The organism is Blautia sp. CAG:257 (assembly GCF_000433815.1).
Taxonomy (GTDB): Bacteria; Bacillota; Clostridia; order Lachnospirales; family Lachnospiraceae; genus Blautia_A; species Blautia_A caecimuris.
The window spans coordinates 75,289-90,995 of the sequence record NZ_HF999071.1 but is presented as its reverse complement, the minus strand read 5'-3'; the positions used below and the strand labels follow the sequence as shown (position 1 = coordinate 90,995).

Below are 15,707 nucleotides of genomic sequence, written 5' to 3'. Positions count from 1 at the left end.
GAGATCACAGAATAATCAACAAAATAAACAGGTTGCTTCAATGAAGCAGCCTGTTTTTCTATACTGGCAAATAAAGTATAAAATACTCTGATTACAATTCTATCTTTTTACAGTACCATCTTTGCAGCTCCGTAAATGCCGGCGTCATTTCCAAGACTGGCAATTACAATAGGAGTATCCTTACAAAGGGAGAATGCGTATTTTTTGTAATGTTTTTCAATCAGGTCGATCAGCGGCTGTCCGGCTTTTGATACGCCTCCGCCGATAACAATGGCATCCGGATCTACTACTGCCGCAAAAATGCCAAGAGCTCCCCCAAGCTTTTCGCCTACTTCATCCATAACACGGACAGCAAGAGCATCCCCTGACTTAAAGGCATCCAGTACGTCCTTCGCCTCAATGCTCTCTGTATTTCTGAGCACACTGTCCTCACTGCTTTCTGCCAGAGCCTTTTTGGCCAGGCGGACAATTCCTGTTGCAGAAGCATACTGCTCCAGACATCCACTGTTTCCGCAGTTGCAGGCTGCTGTCTCCTCATGACAGATATTTGCATGGCCGATCTCTCCGCCTGCTCCATGAGCTCCCGCCACGATTTTTCCGTCTGAAATGATACCGCCGCCTACTCCGGTTCCCAGAGTAACCATGATCACATTCTGAGATCCTGCCGCAGCGCCCTTCCATGCCTCTCCAAGAGCCGCAACATTAGCATCGTTTCCTGCCTTTGCAGTCAGCCCAGTAAGCTCACTGAGTTCCTTTGCAACCGGCTTGAAGCCCCAGTAAAGGTTTACTGCGCATGCAGCCTCTCCCTGAGCATTGATAGGTCCCGGAATACCGACTCCCACACCGGCTACCTCAGCCTTGTCAATTCCTTTTTCACTGATCTTGTTCTGAATGGTTTCTGCCACATCCGGAAGGATATACTCACCTTTATTTTCTTTTCTTGTGGGAATCTCCCATTTTTCTACCAGAGTTCCATCTGTCTGAAACAGACCGCATTTTACAGTTGTTCCCCCTACGTCAATACCGAAACAATACATGTTGTTTCCCCTTTCCTGCATTTTTATTATTTATCGCGCTTTCTGGCAATATTGGCCTGAACGCGCTTATACAGCTCTTCAGCTGCATTATAACCCATTTTTTTCTGTCTGTGGTTGACTGCCGCTGTCTCTACGATCACAGCAAGATTACGTCCCGGACGGATAGGCAGAGAATGGCATACGATCTTGTTGCCAAGGTATTCAATATACTCCTCTGTAAGTCCCAGACGGTCGTATTCCTTGTCGCGGTCCCACTCCTCAAGCTTGATCACCAGATCCACAGACTGAGTATCTTTAACGCTTTCCACACCAAACAGCGTTTTTACATCAATGATGCCGATACCCCGAAGCTCTATAAAATGCCTTGTAATATCCGGTGCGGAACCAACCAGAGTGACGTCGCTGACCTTACGAAGCTCCACCACATCATCACTGACAAGACGGTGGCCTCGTTTGATCAGCTCCAGAGCAGCCTCGCTTTTCCCGATTCCGCTCTCTCCTGTGATCAGGATTCCCTCGCCAAAAACATCTACCAGCACACCATGAATAGAAATACAGGGCGCAAGCTGTACGCCCAGCCAGCGGATGATCTCTGCCATAAGGCTGGAAGTTGTTCTTTCTGTAACAAAAGTAGGAACATTATACTTAACTGCAAGATCCAGCATATCCTGCGACGGTTTTGTCATGGTACTGAAAATAACACACGGTATTTTGCTGGAAATAAACCGTTCATATTTCATCAGGCGCTTGTCATCCGGAAGCTGCATCAGATACGTATATTCCACATAGCCGATGATCTGCACACGTTCATTGGCAAAATGCTCCAGATACCCCGTAAGCTGCAGCGCAGGACGGTTGATTTCTGCAGTCATGATTCTTTTGTCAGAAAGATCAATTTCAGGAGTAAGATTTGTAAGATTCTGCTCCTGTACCATCTTGGTCATCAATACACCCTTCATATGAGTTCTCCTTTTCTTTATTTATGCTCAGATCAATGATTCTGCTGAGTTTTCTCTGTTTTTACCGGTAAATGAAAAAAATCATATACCTGTTTTGCACTTGCGGCATTCATGGATTCGGTTTCTGCCAGTTCTTCCACAGATGCCTCCCGGATTCCTTCAATTCCCCGGAACCGCCTCATCAGGGCCTTTCTCCTTCGCTCTCCGATTCCCGGAATATCATCCAGAACCGAATGAACCTGTTCCCTGCTGCGAAGGGATCTGTGATATTCAATGGCAAAACGATGAGCCTCATCCTGGATCCTGGTGATCAGCCGGAAGCCCTCGCTGTTTGTTTCTATTGGAATTTCATTATTGTTAAAATAAAGTCCTCTTGTTCTGTGGTGGTCATCCTTTACCATTCCGCATACCGGAATCCGGATTCCCAGCTTTTCCAGAACTCCCAGGGCAATATTTACCTGCCCTCTTCCTCCATCCATCAGAAGCAGATCAGGCATTCGTGCAAAACTGTCGAATTCTCCGCTGGTTTCATGGGTAAACCGTCTGGTCAGGACCTCCTCCATGCTTGCATAATCATTTGGTCCCTGAACAGATTTGATACGAAATTTACGATAATCGCTTTTTTTCGGTCTTCCCTTTTCGTAGACCACCATGGAGCCTACGGACTCAAAACCGCTGATATTGGAAATATCAAAGGCTTCCATGCGGACAATTCCTTTCAGCCCCAGCCATTCCTCCACTTCATGGACAGCCCCGATTGTCCTGCCCTCTTCCCTTTTAATGCGCTCACGGTCCTTATCAAGAACCATGCGGGCATTCTCGCGGGCAAGCTCCACCAGCTTTTCCTTTGTGCCTTTTTTGGGAACAATAATATGAACCCTCTGTTTTCGTCTGGAGCTGAGCCACTCCTCGATCACTTCCCGGTCTTCCACTTCTGTCTGAAGCATGATCCCTTTTGGAATAAAAGGCGTTCCCGCATAAAACTGTTTCAGGAAGCTGGAAAGCACCTGCGATTTTGTATCGCCCCGCGCCACTCGAAGATAAAAATGATCTCGTCCGATCAGTCTGCCGCTTCGCATAAAGAATACCTGAACAACTGCATCCTGTTCCCGGAGATCCAGGCTTTCATCCATGGCAACTGCAATGATATCCCTGTCTTCCTCTCCATAGGCTGTAATTTTCTGGCGTTCTCCGATCTTACGGATACTCTGTATCAGATCCCGGCACTCTGCCGCATCTTCAAATCTCATTTCTTCTGACGCCTCTTGCATTTTTTCAGTAAGGGCATCTATGGTTTCCTGAAAATCTCCGTTGAGGAATTTCAGTACCTTCTGGATATTTTCTCTGTACGCTTCCTGGGACACTTTTCCCGTACAGGGACCTGTACACTGCTTCATATGGTAATACAGACAGGGTCTGTCCTTTCCGCAGTCTCTTGGAAGCGTTCTGCTGCAGGATCTGACCTGGTACAGCTTCCGCACCAGCTCGATCACATCTTTTACAGCCCCTGCGCTTGTATAGGGGCCAAAATACCGGTTTTTATCTTTTTTCATCCTGCGGGCAAACAGCACCCGGGGGTAGGCCTCCTGGATCGTTACCTTGATAAAGGGATAGCTTTTATCATCCTTCAGCATGGTATTGTACTTTGGCCTGTGCTCCTTGATCAGGTTGCTTTCCAGTACAAGAGCCTCCAGCTCAGAGTCTGTGATGATATATTCAAATCTTGCAATATGGGTGACCATCTGCTCAATTTTTGCGCCTTTGTTCCTGCTGCTCTGGAAATACTGGCGCACTCTGTTTTTGAGGCTGACGGCCTTGCCCACATAAATAATCTCATCCCGCTCATCATGCATCAGGTATACGCCCGGTTTGGCGGGAAGCTTTTTTAATTCTTCCTCAATCTGAAACATGCTCAGACTCCTGCTGCTTCTGATCGTCTTCGGGAACCGAACTGTCTTCTTTTTTCTGCTCTCCCCGAACACCTTCCTCTGCCGGTTCAGTTTCCATGCTGACGGATTCCTGATTTTTATTTGCCGGTTCCGCCTCAGAACTTACAGTTTCTTCCTCCCCGGAAAGCTCATCGGCTGAAACAGAGGTTTCTGCTGAATGTGACTGAGAAATTTCCGCTTCCTGATTTTCAGCTTTGTCCTCAAGTTCTTTTACATCCTCAGGAAATACCAGTTCATCCAGGTTTTCCGGAATCTCCATTCCTCTTTCCACTGCCCGGAAGATCTTCATAAATTCTTTTCCGGTAATAGTTTCCTTACGGATCAGATATTCTGCAATTTTGTCAAGAGCTGTTCTGTGCCCTCTGAGAAGACGCTTGGACTCTTCATAGGAATCATGAAGAAGCTTCATAACCTCATGGTCAATCTCTGTTGCTGTATCATCTCCGCAGTTCAGCACTGCCCTTCCGGAAAGATACTGATTTTCCTGTGACGCAAGTCCCATAAGCCCAAACTTCTGTGACATACCGTACTGAGTGATCATGGCTCTTGCCACCTTGGTCGCCTGCTCGATATCATTGGCGGCTCCTGTTGTTACCGTATCAAACACGATCTCCTCGGCAGCCCGGCCTCCAAGATATCCAACCAGCATCGCTTCCAGTTCTTTTTGCGTATTGAGGAATTTTTCTTCCTCCGGAACATGCATAACGTAACCCAGCGCTCCCATGGTACGGGGTACGATCGTAATCTTCTGTACAGGCTCTGCGTCCTTCTGAAGAGCACTTACAAGGGCATGGCCCACTTCATGATACGATACGATTTTCCGCTCCTGAGGGCTGAGAATACGGTCTTTTTTCTCCTTGCCTACCAGGACCACTTCCACTGATTCCAGAAGATCCTTCTGAGAAACTGCCTTGCGTCCGTTTTTCACTGCAAGGATCGCCGCTTCATTGATCATATTCGCAAGGTCAGAGCCTACTGCCCCAGAGGTTGCCAGAGCAATTGCATCCAGATCTACGGTTTCATCAAGAAGAACATCCTTGGCATGAACCTTGAGGATTTCCACACGGCCTTTCAGATCCGGTCGGTCTACGATAACTCTCCGGTCAAAACGTCCCGGTCTGAGAAGCGCCGGATCAAGGACCTCCGGACGGTTGGTTGCTGCAAGGATCAGAAGTCCCTTGGATGTGTCAAAGCCGTCCATTTCCGCAAGAAGCTGATTCAGAGTCTGCTCTCTCTCGTCATTGCCGCCTCCATAATGAGAATCACGGCTTTTTCCGATTGCATCGATCTCATCAATAAATACAATACAGGGGGCATTTTTCTTTGCCTCCTCAAAAAGATCGCGGACACGGGAGGCGCCCACGCCTACAAACATTTCCACAAATTCCGAACCGGAAAGAGAAAAGAACGGTACCTTTGCCTCTCCTGCCACTGCCTTTGCAAGCAGGGTCTTTCCTGTTCCCGGAGGTCCCACAAGCAGAGCACCCTTGGGAAGCTTGGCTCCCACAGCCGTATATTTGCCCGGATTATGCAGAAAATCCACAACCTCCTGAAGAGACTCCTTTGCCTCGTCCTGGCCGGCCACATTTTTAAAGGTGATACCTGTTTCCTTTTGAACATAAGCCTTGGCGCGGCTTTTTCCCACGCCCATAATGCCTCCGTTTCCCCTGTTCATACGTCTCATAAAGAACATCAGCATACCGAACATCACAACTGTCGGAAGAACAATACTGAGCAGCATGGAAAGGGCCTCCATCAGAGCATCCGGCTGTTCGTATTTGAATATGATATCCTTTCCTTCCAGACGTTTGGTAAGAGCATCGATATTCTCCATCTGATTAACACGGTAGGTCATTTTTTTATAAGCGGAACCCTGAAGTTTCGGCTCCACTGTCAGAATACCAGACTGAAGAGTTACCTCCTTGATCTGGTCCTTGTCTACCATTTCAATAAATTTGTCATAGGTGATCTCACCAGTGCCTCCATTTCTTATTTCTGTAATAAAACTAAGACATACCAGTGTCACCAGAAGACAGATCAGAAACGCCAGAATCGTCTGGCGGTTTTTATTCGGTCCCTGATTTCCGGGACCATTCCGGTCCGGTCTGTTTCCATCCGGACGATTGTCTTTATTTTCGTTCATTTTATTCCTCCTCTACTGTCTTCTTTATTATAAAGAGATTTCTTTGATAAATCAACAAAATTAGCCTTATAAAAAAAGGTTTTGCATCCGCCAGTTGTTCGTAGTATACTATCTGCATGAGTTCGGCAGAGGATCCTGTATTACTGTCACGGTAAACAGAAAAACACAACTGTCCACAGATTATTATCCCACCGGATGATCTGAAATACAGTTTTGCAAGATTACCGGGAACAAAGTGAACAGTAACAAAATTCTCTCTGCCTATAACGTAAATCGGGAAAGGAATAAACATATGAAGACAGGATTTGATAACGAAAAATATCTGACCATGCAGTCAGAACATATCCGTGAAAGAATCAGCAAGTTTGATAACAAGCTTTATCTGGAATTCGGCGGCAAGCTTTTTGATGATTATCATGCTTCCAGAGTTCTCCCTGGTTTTGAACCGGACAGCAAGCTCCGTATGCTGATGCAGCTCAGCGACCAGGCAGAGATCGTGATCGTGATCAGCGCAGCTGATATTGATAAAAACAAAGTCCGTGGGGATCTGGGAATCACCTATGACGAGGATGTCCTCCGTCTGATCGAGGTTTTTACAGAAAGAGGTCTTTATGTGGGAAGTGTCTGCATCACCCGCTATGCAGGACAGGAAAGCGCAGATCTTTTCAAAAACAGACTGGAAAAGCTTGGCATCCGTGTATTTGTTCATTACAACATCCCCGGCTATCCAAGCAATACTTCTGTGATCGTCAGCGATGAAGGATACGGCAAAAACCAGTACATTGAAACTACCAGACCTCTTGTTGTGGTAACTGCTCCCGGACCTGGAAGCGGAAAAATGGCAGTGTGTCTTTCCCAGCTCTATCATGAACATAAGCGCGGGATCTGTGCCGGCTATGCCAAATTTGAGACTTTCCCCATCTGGAACATTCCTCTGAAGCATCCGGTCAATCTGGCATATGAGGCAGCCACTGCTGATCTGAACGATGTAAATATGATCGATCCTTTCCATCTGGAGGCTTATGGAGAAACAACCGTCAACTACAACCGTGACGTAGAGATTTTCCCTGTACTCCAGGCAATGTTTGAAAAAATCATGGGTGAATGCCCTTATAAATCACCTACTGATATGGGCGTAAACATGGCAGGAAACTGCATTGTGGATGATGAGATCTGCAAAGAGGCCTCACGCCAGGAAATCATCCGCCGCTACTATAAAAGCTGCGACGCTCTTGTATCCGGCACAGGAAAAGAAGATGAGGTATGCAAGATCGAGCTTCTTCTGAAACAGGCTCATGCCTCCATTGAAGATCGTAAGGTTGTTCCTGCCGCACTTTCCATGGAAAAGAAAACAGCAGCTCCCGCTGCTGCTCTGGAACTTCCGGACGGAAAGATTATTTACGGAAAAACCTCTGATCTTCTCGGAGCCTCCTCAGCGCTTCTTTTAAATGCTTTAAAAGAGCTTGCAGGAATCGACCATGAGCATCACGTGATCTCTCCTGATGCCATCCGCCCGATCCAGGAGCTGAAGATCAAATATCTCGGCAGCAAAAATCCACGCCTGCACACAGACGAAACTCTGATCGCGCTTTCAGTCAGCGCTGCAAGCAATCCGGAGGCAGGACTTGCCTTGGAACAGCTTCCCCGGTTAAAAGGTTGCCAGGCCCATACATCTGTTATGCTGTCTTCCGTAGATATCTGGGAATTCCGCAAACTGGGCATTGAGCTTACCTGCGAGCCGAAATTTGAAAAAAAGAAATCCGATGATGACGATAAATAAATGTCTGTGAGGGAAAGGATTTTGTTTCTTGTTGCCCACAGACGATGCAGAGAAGAAAGGGCAGAGCATGTGCTGCGCTGCGTTTCCTGGTAAGCCTCGCAAGGCACTATGATTCTGCCTTTCTCTCTGCATCTGAAAGTGGATAACAGCCAAACAGAAATCCTCCCCACAGCACTTGGCCTCCGGCCGGGCGATTAGCGCACTGCGCCCTGAAGCAGCCTGCCCGACAGCCAACAACTGCGGGAATATAAATTTACCATCTGGAAAATACAAGGCAGGGGCAGATGAATCTGTATAAGAAGCCTTGAGAGACTTGGCAAAAGTTCTTGCCTTCTGCGACTCCGCTTTGCTTTCCCGGATGCTGCTGTCTGAGTCGCAGACGAGTTCAGCATACGGGGAAGTGTTTTTTGCAGAGAAGCAGAAGCATAGAACTTTCCAAGTCTCGAACCAGCTTCTGTGACAGATTCACCTGCCCCTGCATGTCATTTACAGAGGAAATTATATCCCACTCCCCCCCCCTCCCACAAACATAATTTTAAGTTTAAAAGAAGTCCCCAAGATCTTTCAGGATCTCAGGGGACTTCTTTTTAGTATTTCATGTATCATGACTGATGATCAGTCTTCATATCCGTTTGGATTCTTGCTCTGCCAGTTCCAGGAATCCGCACACATATCCTTAATATCATATTCTGCTTTCCAGCCAAGCTCTCTCTCTGCCTTGGAAGCGTCAGAATAACAGGTAGCAATATCGCCTGCACGGCGTGGCTTGATCACATACGGAATCTTCACACCATTGGCTTCCTCAAAGTTCTTTACAATATCAAGAACGCTGTAGCCTTTTCCTGTTCCCAGATTGTAAATACTTAAACCGGATTTATCCTCAATCTTTTTAAGAGCCTTCACATGGCCTTTTGCAAGGTCAACCACATGAATATAATCTCTCACGCCTGTTCCGTCCGGAGTATCATAGTCGTTGCCGAATACGCCCAGCTCTTTCAGCTTGCCAACAGCAACCTGAGTGATATACGGCATCAGGTTATTTGGAATACCATTTGGATTTTCTCCAATGGTTCCGCTCTTATGAGCTCCGATCGGGTTAAAGTAACGAAGAAGAACTACATTCCATTCCGGATCTGCTTTCTGAATATCAGAAAGAATCTGCTCCAGCATGGATTTTGTCCAGCCATAAGGGTTAGTACACTGTCCCTTTGGGCATTCCTCTGTAATCGGGATGATTGCAGGATCTCCATATACAGTTGCAGAAGAAGAGAAAATAATATTTTTAACACCATGTTTTCTCATTACATCTACGAGAGTCAGTGTTCCGGCAATATTGTTCTCATAATATTCCCACGGCTTTTCAACAGATTCTCCTACTGCTTTCAGCCCTGCAAAATGAATACAGGAATCAATATCCTCTTTTTCAAAAATATCTGTCAGTGCTTCTCTGTCAAGAATATCTGCCTTGTAGAATTTTACCGGTTTGCCAGTAATTTTTTCTACTCTTTCCAGACTCTTCTCACTAGAATTGCTTAAGTTATCCAGAACCACTACATCATATCCTGCGCTCTGAAGTTCAATAACTGTATGGCTTCCGATATAACCGGCGCCTCCTGTAACTAAAATTGCCATGTTTTTGTCCTCCTCTTCAGGTTTTCAGTCATTGACCGGATCCGGGAAAAACTGTCTCAGCTTTCCCCAAAGTCAGTTTCAGTATACCACTACTTATATTTTTCTACAATAGCTTTCATCTGAGGAAGCTTCTCCTCCATGTCCGCAACCAGCTTAAACTGGGTACGACAGCGGTCCAGATTATGGCCTTCTCTGTGGATCTTAAAGTAATGATCTCCCTCCAGATAATCAGTAAGGAAACGCATTCCGCACTCAAAAGTCATAAGGATCGCCCCCATGGGAAGCATATCCAGCTCGATATCTGTAAGCGCGCCTGCGCAGCCCTCGATAAAGCCTTTTGTATATACTTCGTAGAGATGAAGATCACAGGAAATCTTACTGAGATCCTGCTCATCCTCTGCCCCTGTACTTGCTCCGAAACGAATAGAATCGCCGAAATCATTTACAGAAAGCCCCGGCATAACCGTATCAAGATCAATAACGCAGATGGCTTTGCCTGTTTCATCATCAATCATAATATTGTTCAGCTTTGTGTCATTGTGAGTTACACGAAGAGGCATCTTCCCTGTATTCTGCAGATCGCACAGGGTATGAGCCAGCTCTTCTCTGTCAAGAACAAACTTAATCTCCTCCTGAACGGATGCTGCGCGGCCTTCACTGTCTGCCTCAACTGCTGCCCTGAATTTTGCAAAACGGTCAACCGTATTATGAAAATCTACAATAGTCTCATGAAGAGTCTCAGCAGGATAATCTGCAAGAAGTCTCTGGAAATGTCCAAAGGCCACTGCACTCTGATAAAAGTCATTGTCATCCTTTACCATGTCGTAGCTGGTAGCTCCCTCAATAAAAAGATAAACTCTCCAGTATTCTCCCTCTGAATCCACATAATAAGGGTTGCCATCTTTATCATTTACCACATTCAGAGTTTCTCTCTCCACATCACCGCCGTTTTCCCGGATCTTTTTGCGGAGCCATGCAGTAACGCCCTGCACGTTCTCCATAAGCTCTACCGGCTTTGTGAAAATGCTTTTGTTCATTCTCTGGAGAATAAAATGCTTCTCCTGTCCGCCCGGTGTTTTTACTGTAAGACGATATGTATCATTGATATGTCCGCTTCCATAGGCAACACATTCTACTACCTCTCCCGGAAAATCAAACTGACTTATTACTTCTTTCTGAATCGTATTCACTGTTACTTGTTCTCCTCCCATAAGTTCTGTGGATAGAGCCCCTGATCTTTCAGGCTCTGCACGGCTGCCATAACAACAGGCTTGTCCTCTTTGTAGGTAACTCCATACCATTTATCCTCAGATTTCAGCACCTTGACTGTGGCTTTTTTCTCCTGAAGAAGCTCATCCACTACAAATGGAAGAAAATATTCGCACTTCAGTGGATTTTTCTCCAGATTCTCATCAAGGAATGCCGCAAAACGTGCTTTCAGTTCTTTCAGGATACTTGCAGAAAATCCCCACATATTCATGGAAACTGTACTTCCCTCCGGGAGCATGGTCCAGGTTGCTCCGTCATCCTCTGTATAGGCAGTGCCCTCTCCATGCTTCTCAATATGAGTACGCTCATTGATCTTCAGAAGATGATCTTCCTCATCGGTAACACAGACTCCTCTTGCCACATGGCCATTGTCTGTAAGAGTATTTTCCAGCTTGTAACCAACCATCATATATCTGTAAAGATTTTCGTCATCCTGGTTTTCTGCCAGAAAATCATATGCCATTTTAAATGCATGACTTCCATAGTAGTCGTCTGCATTGATAACCGCAAAAGGACCGTCAACCTCGTCAATACAGCTCAGGACCGCATGACCGGTTCCCCAGGGTTTTACTCTTCCCTCCGGAACCTCATAGCCTTCCGGAAGATTATGAAGATCCTGGAACACATAAGCAACCTCTATCTGTTTACTGAGACGGTCGCCGATAGCTTTGCGGAAGTCCTCTTCATTTTCTTTTTTAATGATAAATACTACTTTTTCAAATCCTGCTTTTACAGCATCATAAATGGAAAAGTCCATAATGATATGACCTTCTCTGTCAATGGGGTCAATCTGTTTCAGACCGCCGTAGCGGCTTCCCATTCCAGCTGCCATAACTACTAATACCGGTTTTTTCATAATATTTTTCTGCTCCTTTCTTAATCAGCCTTTCGTTCCACCTGTTACACCGCCGATAATCTTCTCTGACAGAAAAATCCAGAGAGTAAAGGCCTGCAGAACTCCTGCCTTCTGAAAACAATATAAAAGCTCCATATATTGTGCATTTTATATAATTACATGCATTTGCAACACTAATTTTATCATTTTTACACAATTAGTATTTGCATAATCATCTATTTCTTTTGCACAAAAAGATTGTTTTCATGAAAATCTCTGTTTCTCTCCGCCATATTTAATGCTTTTCACTCCAGCATCAGCGACTCTTCCCACCACTGTCCCGGTTCAAGTCTTTTTTTTCCGCAAAGCCTCTCCTGATATTGTATCTGAATATATACGGAATTCTCTGTATAAATCTTCCATGACAGTTTTCTGCCCTCAAAAATCTCCGCACTGCACAGGATTCCTTTTTCCCCGCGGAAACTGTAAAAAGAAACCTGTTTTTCCGTCCAGATTTTGGGAACAGCAGGAAACAGCCGTATTTTTCCATCCTTCATCTGAAACAGCATTTCCTGAAGAGCATCTGCACTGAACATATTTCCCTCAAGAGTAAAGGGTCTGTAGGTAAACTGCGAATATCCTTTTTTCCGAAAATCTCCGTTCAGGTGAAATCCATTACAGCTGCAGAAATTTTCCCAGAAAATCCTCAGATACTCTGCTGCTTTTTCTCCGTTTCCCTGAACAGCATAAAGATGTGCCATCCATGCAAAGGTATAACCAACCCACTGAGATGTGCCCAGCCTTTCATAATCCGCAATTACAGCATCGATTATTTCTTTTCCTTCGCCCTCATAATCTATGATTCCCAGAGGTGAAACAGCCATCGCATTTGAAAAATGACGATGGGATTCTTCAAGACTTTCATCCGGAGAAAGCATCAGAACCTTATTTTTATTGACTGACAGTTCCGGAAGCCTCTGTCTGATGTGGCGCCACTGTAATTCTTCTGTTTTCCCCAGCTCACCAGCCAGTTTCTCCAGTGTTTCAAACAGCCGGATCATCAGAGCCAGATCATAATTACTGACAGGTGTCAGCCATGATCTTTCCGTATCGTCGTGAATCTCCGGAGAGCTGGATACAGGAAGAACCAGATAACCGTCCTCTGTCTCCTCCAGAAGCGATTGGATAAAAATCCCGGTTTCCTTCATATAAGGATAAGCTCTTTCCCTCAGAAATTTACTGTCTCCTGTATATCGGTAATATTCTCCAAATGCGTGGGCAAGCCACATCTGGTTGGACGGAGAAAGCGAATACATAGGCCAGCCCCCAAGAGGTTTCCCGTCAATTGTCATTGTTCCGGGAAGACAGCAGCCTTCTGCGCCGTAAAATTCTCCGGCAAACCGTCGCCCCTCATCAAAAAGACTCCAGAGAAAATCTAAAAAGCATCGTCCTTCTTCCAGATGGTTTGCCTTCAGATAATGGGTATAGGACAATTCTGTATTCAGATCGTTATGGTAATCTCCCTTCCACGGAGGAAGCGTTCCCTCATCTGCGGTCCACACTCCCTGAAGAGGCATAGGGACGCCTCCTTCTCTGGACGTTGAAGCAAACAGATAATTGGTCATATACCACTGCTTTTCCATAAATTTATCAGGAATACAGATACCGCTCTCTTCAAAATAATCCTTCCACCATTTTTTATGAGAATCAAAAAGTTCATCACCTGCTGACAGAGCGCCGAGAACCTGCTGCTTTCCCTGTTCCATCCAGCAGTCTCCGTCTTCTGATGAGACAATCTTCCAGACGATTCTTGTCACAGAGTCTTTTTTTCTTCTCCCAACAATCACTCCATAAGAAAATTCATCATTTACAGGCTGGCAGAACCATTGCAGCTCTCCCTCCTGTTTTTTTATCACAGGAGGATATTTCAGATCCTTCAGATTCCCCTGGGAAATCTGTCTTTCTTCCTGGCAATAAACGTACTCTTTTTCCGTTCCTTTTTCTCCGAATTCCGGATTTTTCAGTTCCACAGAAAATTCCGTTTCCCGAGCTTCAACCTCTATGATCCCAACTTGTTCCACTGCATGGACCCAAACTGAAATCCTGACAGTCTCTTTCCGGCTTCTGAACCTCATTTCCGCTTTTGCTGTTTCCAGGTTTAAGACAGATTCGATTTCTCCGTCAATACCGTAAAAATGAAGCAGGATCCTGCCTGCAGTTAATTTTGTAGGTGATGGATAATAATAGGGAGCATCAAAGATTTCCCGGATTTTTGCAGTATTTCCTGCCTTTGCAAGTTTCACAAGATTTTTCCAGGTAAACTCTTTATTCTGCTCCCACAAAACAGTTCTGTCCCATAAATCTGTACGGTCCAGACTAAACCTTATCTCTTCAGGACTGCCCCAGCAGAGGCAGCCGCATTTTCCATTTCCCAGCGGAACAGCCTCGTCCCACCGGGAAATATTTTCTTTCCAGTTATAAGTAATATTCATGTACAAAGTCTCACTTGAATTGTCTGTTATAAAGATATAAAAGAAGAATCAGTCCGGCAAGTCCCAGAAGCATTACCAACAGCCCCTGCGGTCCTACATTTTTCTGTCCCAGTACTACAAGCGCCACACAAATAATAAAAAATATAGCTGCCAGAACGGTTTTTAAAACACTCTTTGTTCTTTCATTCATTTTATTTACCTCCTGTTCCGCACACTGATCAGCCTTTCAGACCGCCAAGAGTCATACCCTGTGTCAGTTTCTTCTGTACACAGATATATAAAATCAGTGTAGGGATCATAACAATAACCAGTCCCGCATACATCTGTCCGTACTGAACTGCTGATTTCTGGGCTGCCATCAGATTCATAAGTCCTACCGGAAGGGTTTTTATCTCCGGTCTGGTGAGCAGGGTCATGGAAATAATATATTCATTCCAGAATGCCAAAAAGTTAAACAGAATTACTGTCACAATACTTGGCTTTGCCATAGGCATGATAACCTGAATCATAGTTCTCCAGTATCCGGCTCCGTCCACATAAGCCGCTTCCTCGTAATCTTTTGCCAGTGATTTAAAATAACCGGACAGCAGATAAATGGTAAAGGGAAGCGCGGTTGATGCATATACAAGCGCCAGAATAAACAGATTGTTCAGGAAAAACGGCTCTCCGAACCACTGACGCAGTTTTCCGTCTGCATTATTGAGCATCAAAAAGATCGGTACAACAATATAGTTTACATTAATAAAAAGTCCTGCCATAAACATAACATTCCAAATCTTCTGGCTCTTAAATTTGAATCTGGACAGTACATAAGCTGCCGGAAGAGCGATCACGATCAGAAGCAGGATACCCAGGACCGTTACAAACACAGAATTCAGCATATAAGAACCCATGTTTGCAGTTTCCCACGCATCTGTAAAGTTCTGGAAATGGAATCCTTTCGGAAGCGCCCATGGACTTCCGTAAAACTCTGAATTCTCTTTAATTGAAGCAACAAATACCCAGGCAACAGGAACAATGATCGTAACTGCCAGAAGCCCCAGTATCAGATAGATAAATACTTTTGCCACCTTGGAACTGGCAGTACTGTTTTTCGTCATATCAGCCATTTTTCACCCTCCTTAGAATTCAATTTCTTCACGTTTGGTCACCGCATTGAGAACAGCGGCCAGCGCAAAGGAAAACAGGAATACCGCAACACCGATGGCCATACCATATCCATAGGAAGAGTTGGTGTAAGCTTCCTGATACATGTAGCTTAAGAATACATTGGAAGCTCCGTCCGGTCCGCCGTTTGTCATTGCTTTTACCATCAGGAAACTCATATTAATAGTACTGATAACAAAGAATGTCAGAGTGGTACGAATATTAGTCCAGATCAGCGGAAGGGTAATTGAGAAAAACTGTTTGATCCTTCCCGCGCCTTCCAGACTTGCTGATTCATAGAGACTGTCCGGAATGTTTGCCATACTTGCCATGTACATAACCATATAATATCCAATGGCCTGCCATACCATGGCAATGATAATACTGTAAATAACCAGTTTCTGGCTTCCCAGCCATAAAATAGGATTGTCTACTCCATCCTGTCCGCGGAACAGATTTAAAAAA

General features: G+C 45.2%; 12 protein-coding genes. 1 reads left to right on the top strand and 11 read right to left on the bottom strand.

Going from position 1 to position 15,707, the window contains the following annotated elements; all coding sequences use genetic code 11:
• Positions 1-107: 107 nt before the first annotated feature.
• From QVP40_RS09205 to ftsH, 4 genes are read right to left on the bottom strand one after another with little or no spacing between them, the layout of a single operon-like run.
• Positions 108-1,037, bottom strand: a complete 930-nt coding sequence (locus tag QVP40_RS09205) for an ROK family glucokinase (protein ID WP_022068164.1) — start codon at positions 1,035-1,037, stop codon at positions 108-110.
• Between the two features lie 26 nt (positions 1,038-1,063).
• Positions 1,064-1,996, bottom strand: coding sequence for an HPr(Ser) kinase/phosphatase (hprK, locus tag QVP40_RS09200; RefSeq protein ID WP_022068163.1), 933 nt, complete (start codon positions 1,994-1,996; stop codon positions 1,064-1,066).
• A 32-nt stretch (positions 1,997-2,028) separates the two neighbouring features.
• Positions 2,029-3,906, bottom strand: coding sequence for an excinuclease ABC subunit UvrC (gene uvrC, locus QVP40_RS09195; protein ID WP_022068162.1), 1,878 nt, complete (start codon positions 3,904-3,906; stop codon positions 2,029-2,031).
• The gene (ftsH, locus tag QVP40_RS09190; RefSeq protein WP_022068161.1) at positions 3,893-6,088 is read right to left on the bottom strand and encodes an ATP-dependent zinc metalloprotease FtsH; all 2,196 of its coding nucleotides are present in this window, start codon (positions 6,086-6,088) and stop codon (positions 3,893-3,895) included. Before ftsH ends, uvrC begins: the two co-directional genes overlap by 14 nt.
• Positions 6,089-6,380: 292 nt before the next feature.
• On the opposite strand from ftsH, the gene QVP40_RS09185 reads away from it, so the two are divergent.
• Positions 6,381-7,868 carry a DUF1846 domain-containing protein gene (locus tag QVP40_RS09185; RefSeq protein ID WP_022068160.1) on the top strand — a complete coding sequence of 496 codons (1,488 nt, stop codon included), beginning with the start codon at positions 6,381-6,383 and terminating at the stop codon, positions 7,866-7,868.
• Between the two features lie 615 nt (positions 7,869-8,483).
• Here the strand turns inward: QVP40_RS09185 and galE are convergent.
• The 7 genes from galE to QVP40_RS09150 form a co-directional block, all read right to left on the bottom strand.
• Positions 8,484-9,500, bottom strand: coding sequence for a UDP-glucose 4-epimerase GalE (gene galE, locus QVP40_RS09180; protein WP_022068159.1), 1,017 nt, complete (start codon positions 9,498-9,500; stop codon positions 8,484-8,486).
• Between the two features lie 89 nt (positions 9,501-9,589).
• Positions 9,590-10,711 carry a phosphotransferase enzyme family protein gene (locus QVP40_RS09175; RefSeq protein ID WP_288200436.1) on the bottom strand — a complete coding sequence of 374 codons (1,122 nt, stop codon included), beginning with the start codon at positions 10,709-10,711 and terminating at the stop codon, positions 9,590-9,592.
• A complete protein-coding gene (locus QVP40_RS09170; RefSeq protein WP_022068157.1) occupies positions 10,693-11,625 on the bottom strand; it encodes a sugar phosphate nucleotidyltransferase in 933 nt (310 codons plus the stop codon). The genes QVP40_RS09175 and QVP40_RS09170 overlap by 19 nt, the downstream gene beginning before the upstream one ends.
• Positions 11,626-11,909: 284 nt before the next feature.
• A complete protein-coding gene (locus QVP40_RS09165) occupies positions 11,910-14,096 on the bottom strand; it encodes a glycosyl hydrolase family 95 catalytic domain-containing protein (protein ID WP_022068156.1) in 2,187 nt (728 codons plus the stop codon).
• A gap of 10 nt (positions 14,097-14,106) precedes the next feature.
• Positions 14,107-14,286: a DUF6903 family protein gene (locus QVP40_RS09160; RefSeq protein ID WP_022068155.1), complete on the bottom strand. Its 180-nt coding sequence runs from the start codon at positions 14,284-14,286 to the stop codon at positions 14,107-14,109.
• Between the two features lie 28 nt (positions 14,287-14,314).
• Complete coding sequence (locus QVP40_RS09155) at positions 14,315-15,196, bottom strand: carbohydrate ABC transporter permease (protein WP_138271233.1); 882 nt, start codon at positions 15,194-15,196, stop codon at positions 14,315-14,317.
• Positions 15,197-15,217: 21 nt separating this feature from the next.
• A partial coding sequence (locus tag QVP40_RS09150; RefSeq protein ID WP_288200434.1) for a carbohydrate ABC transporter permease occupies positions 15,218-15,707 on the bottom strand: 490 nt, incomplete at its 5' end.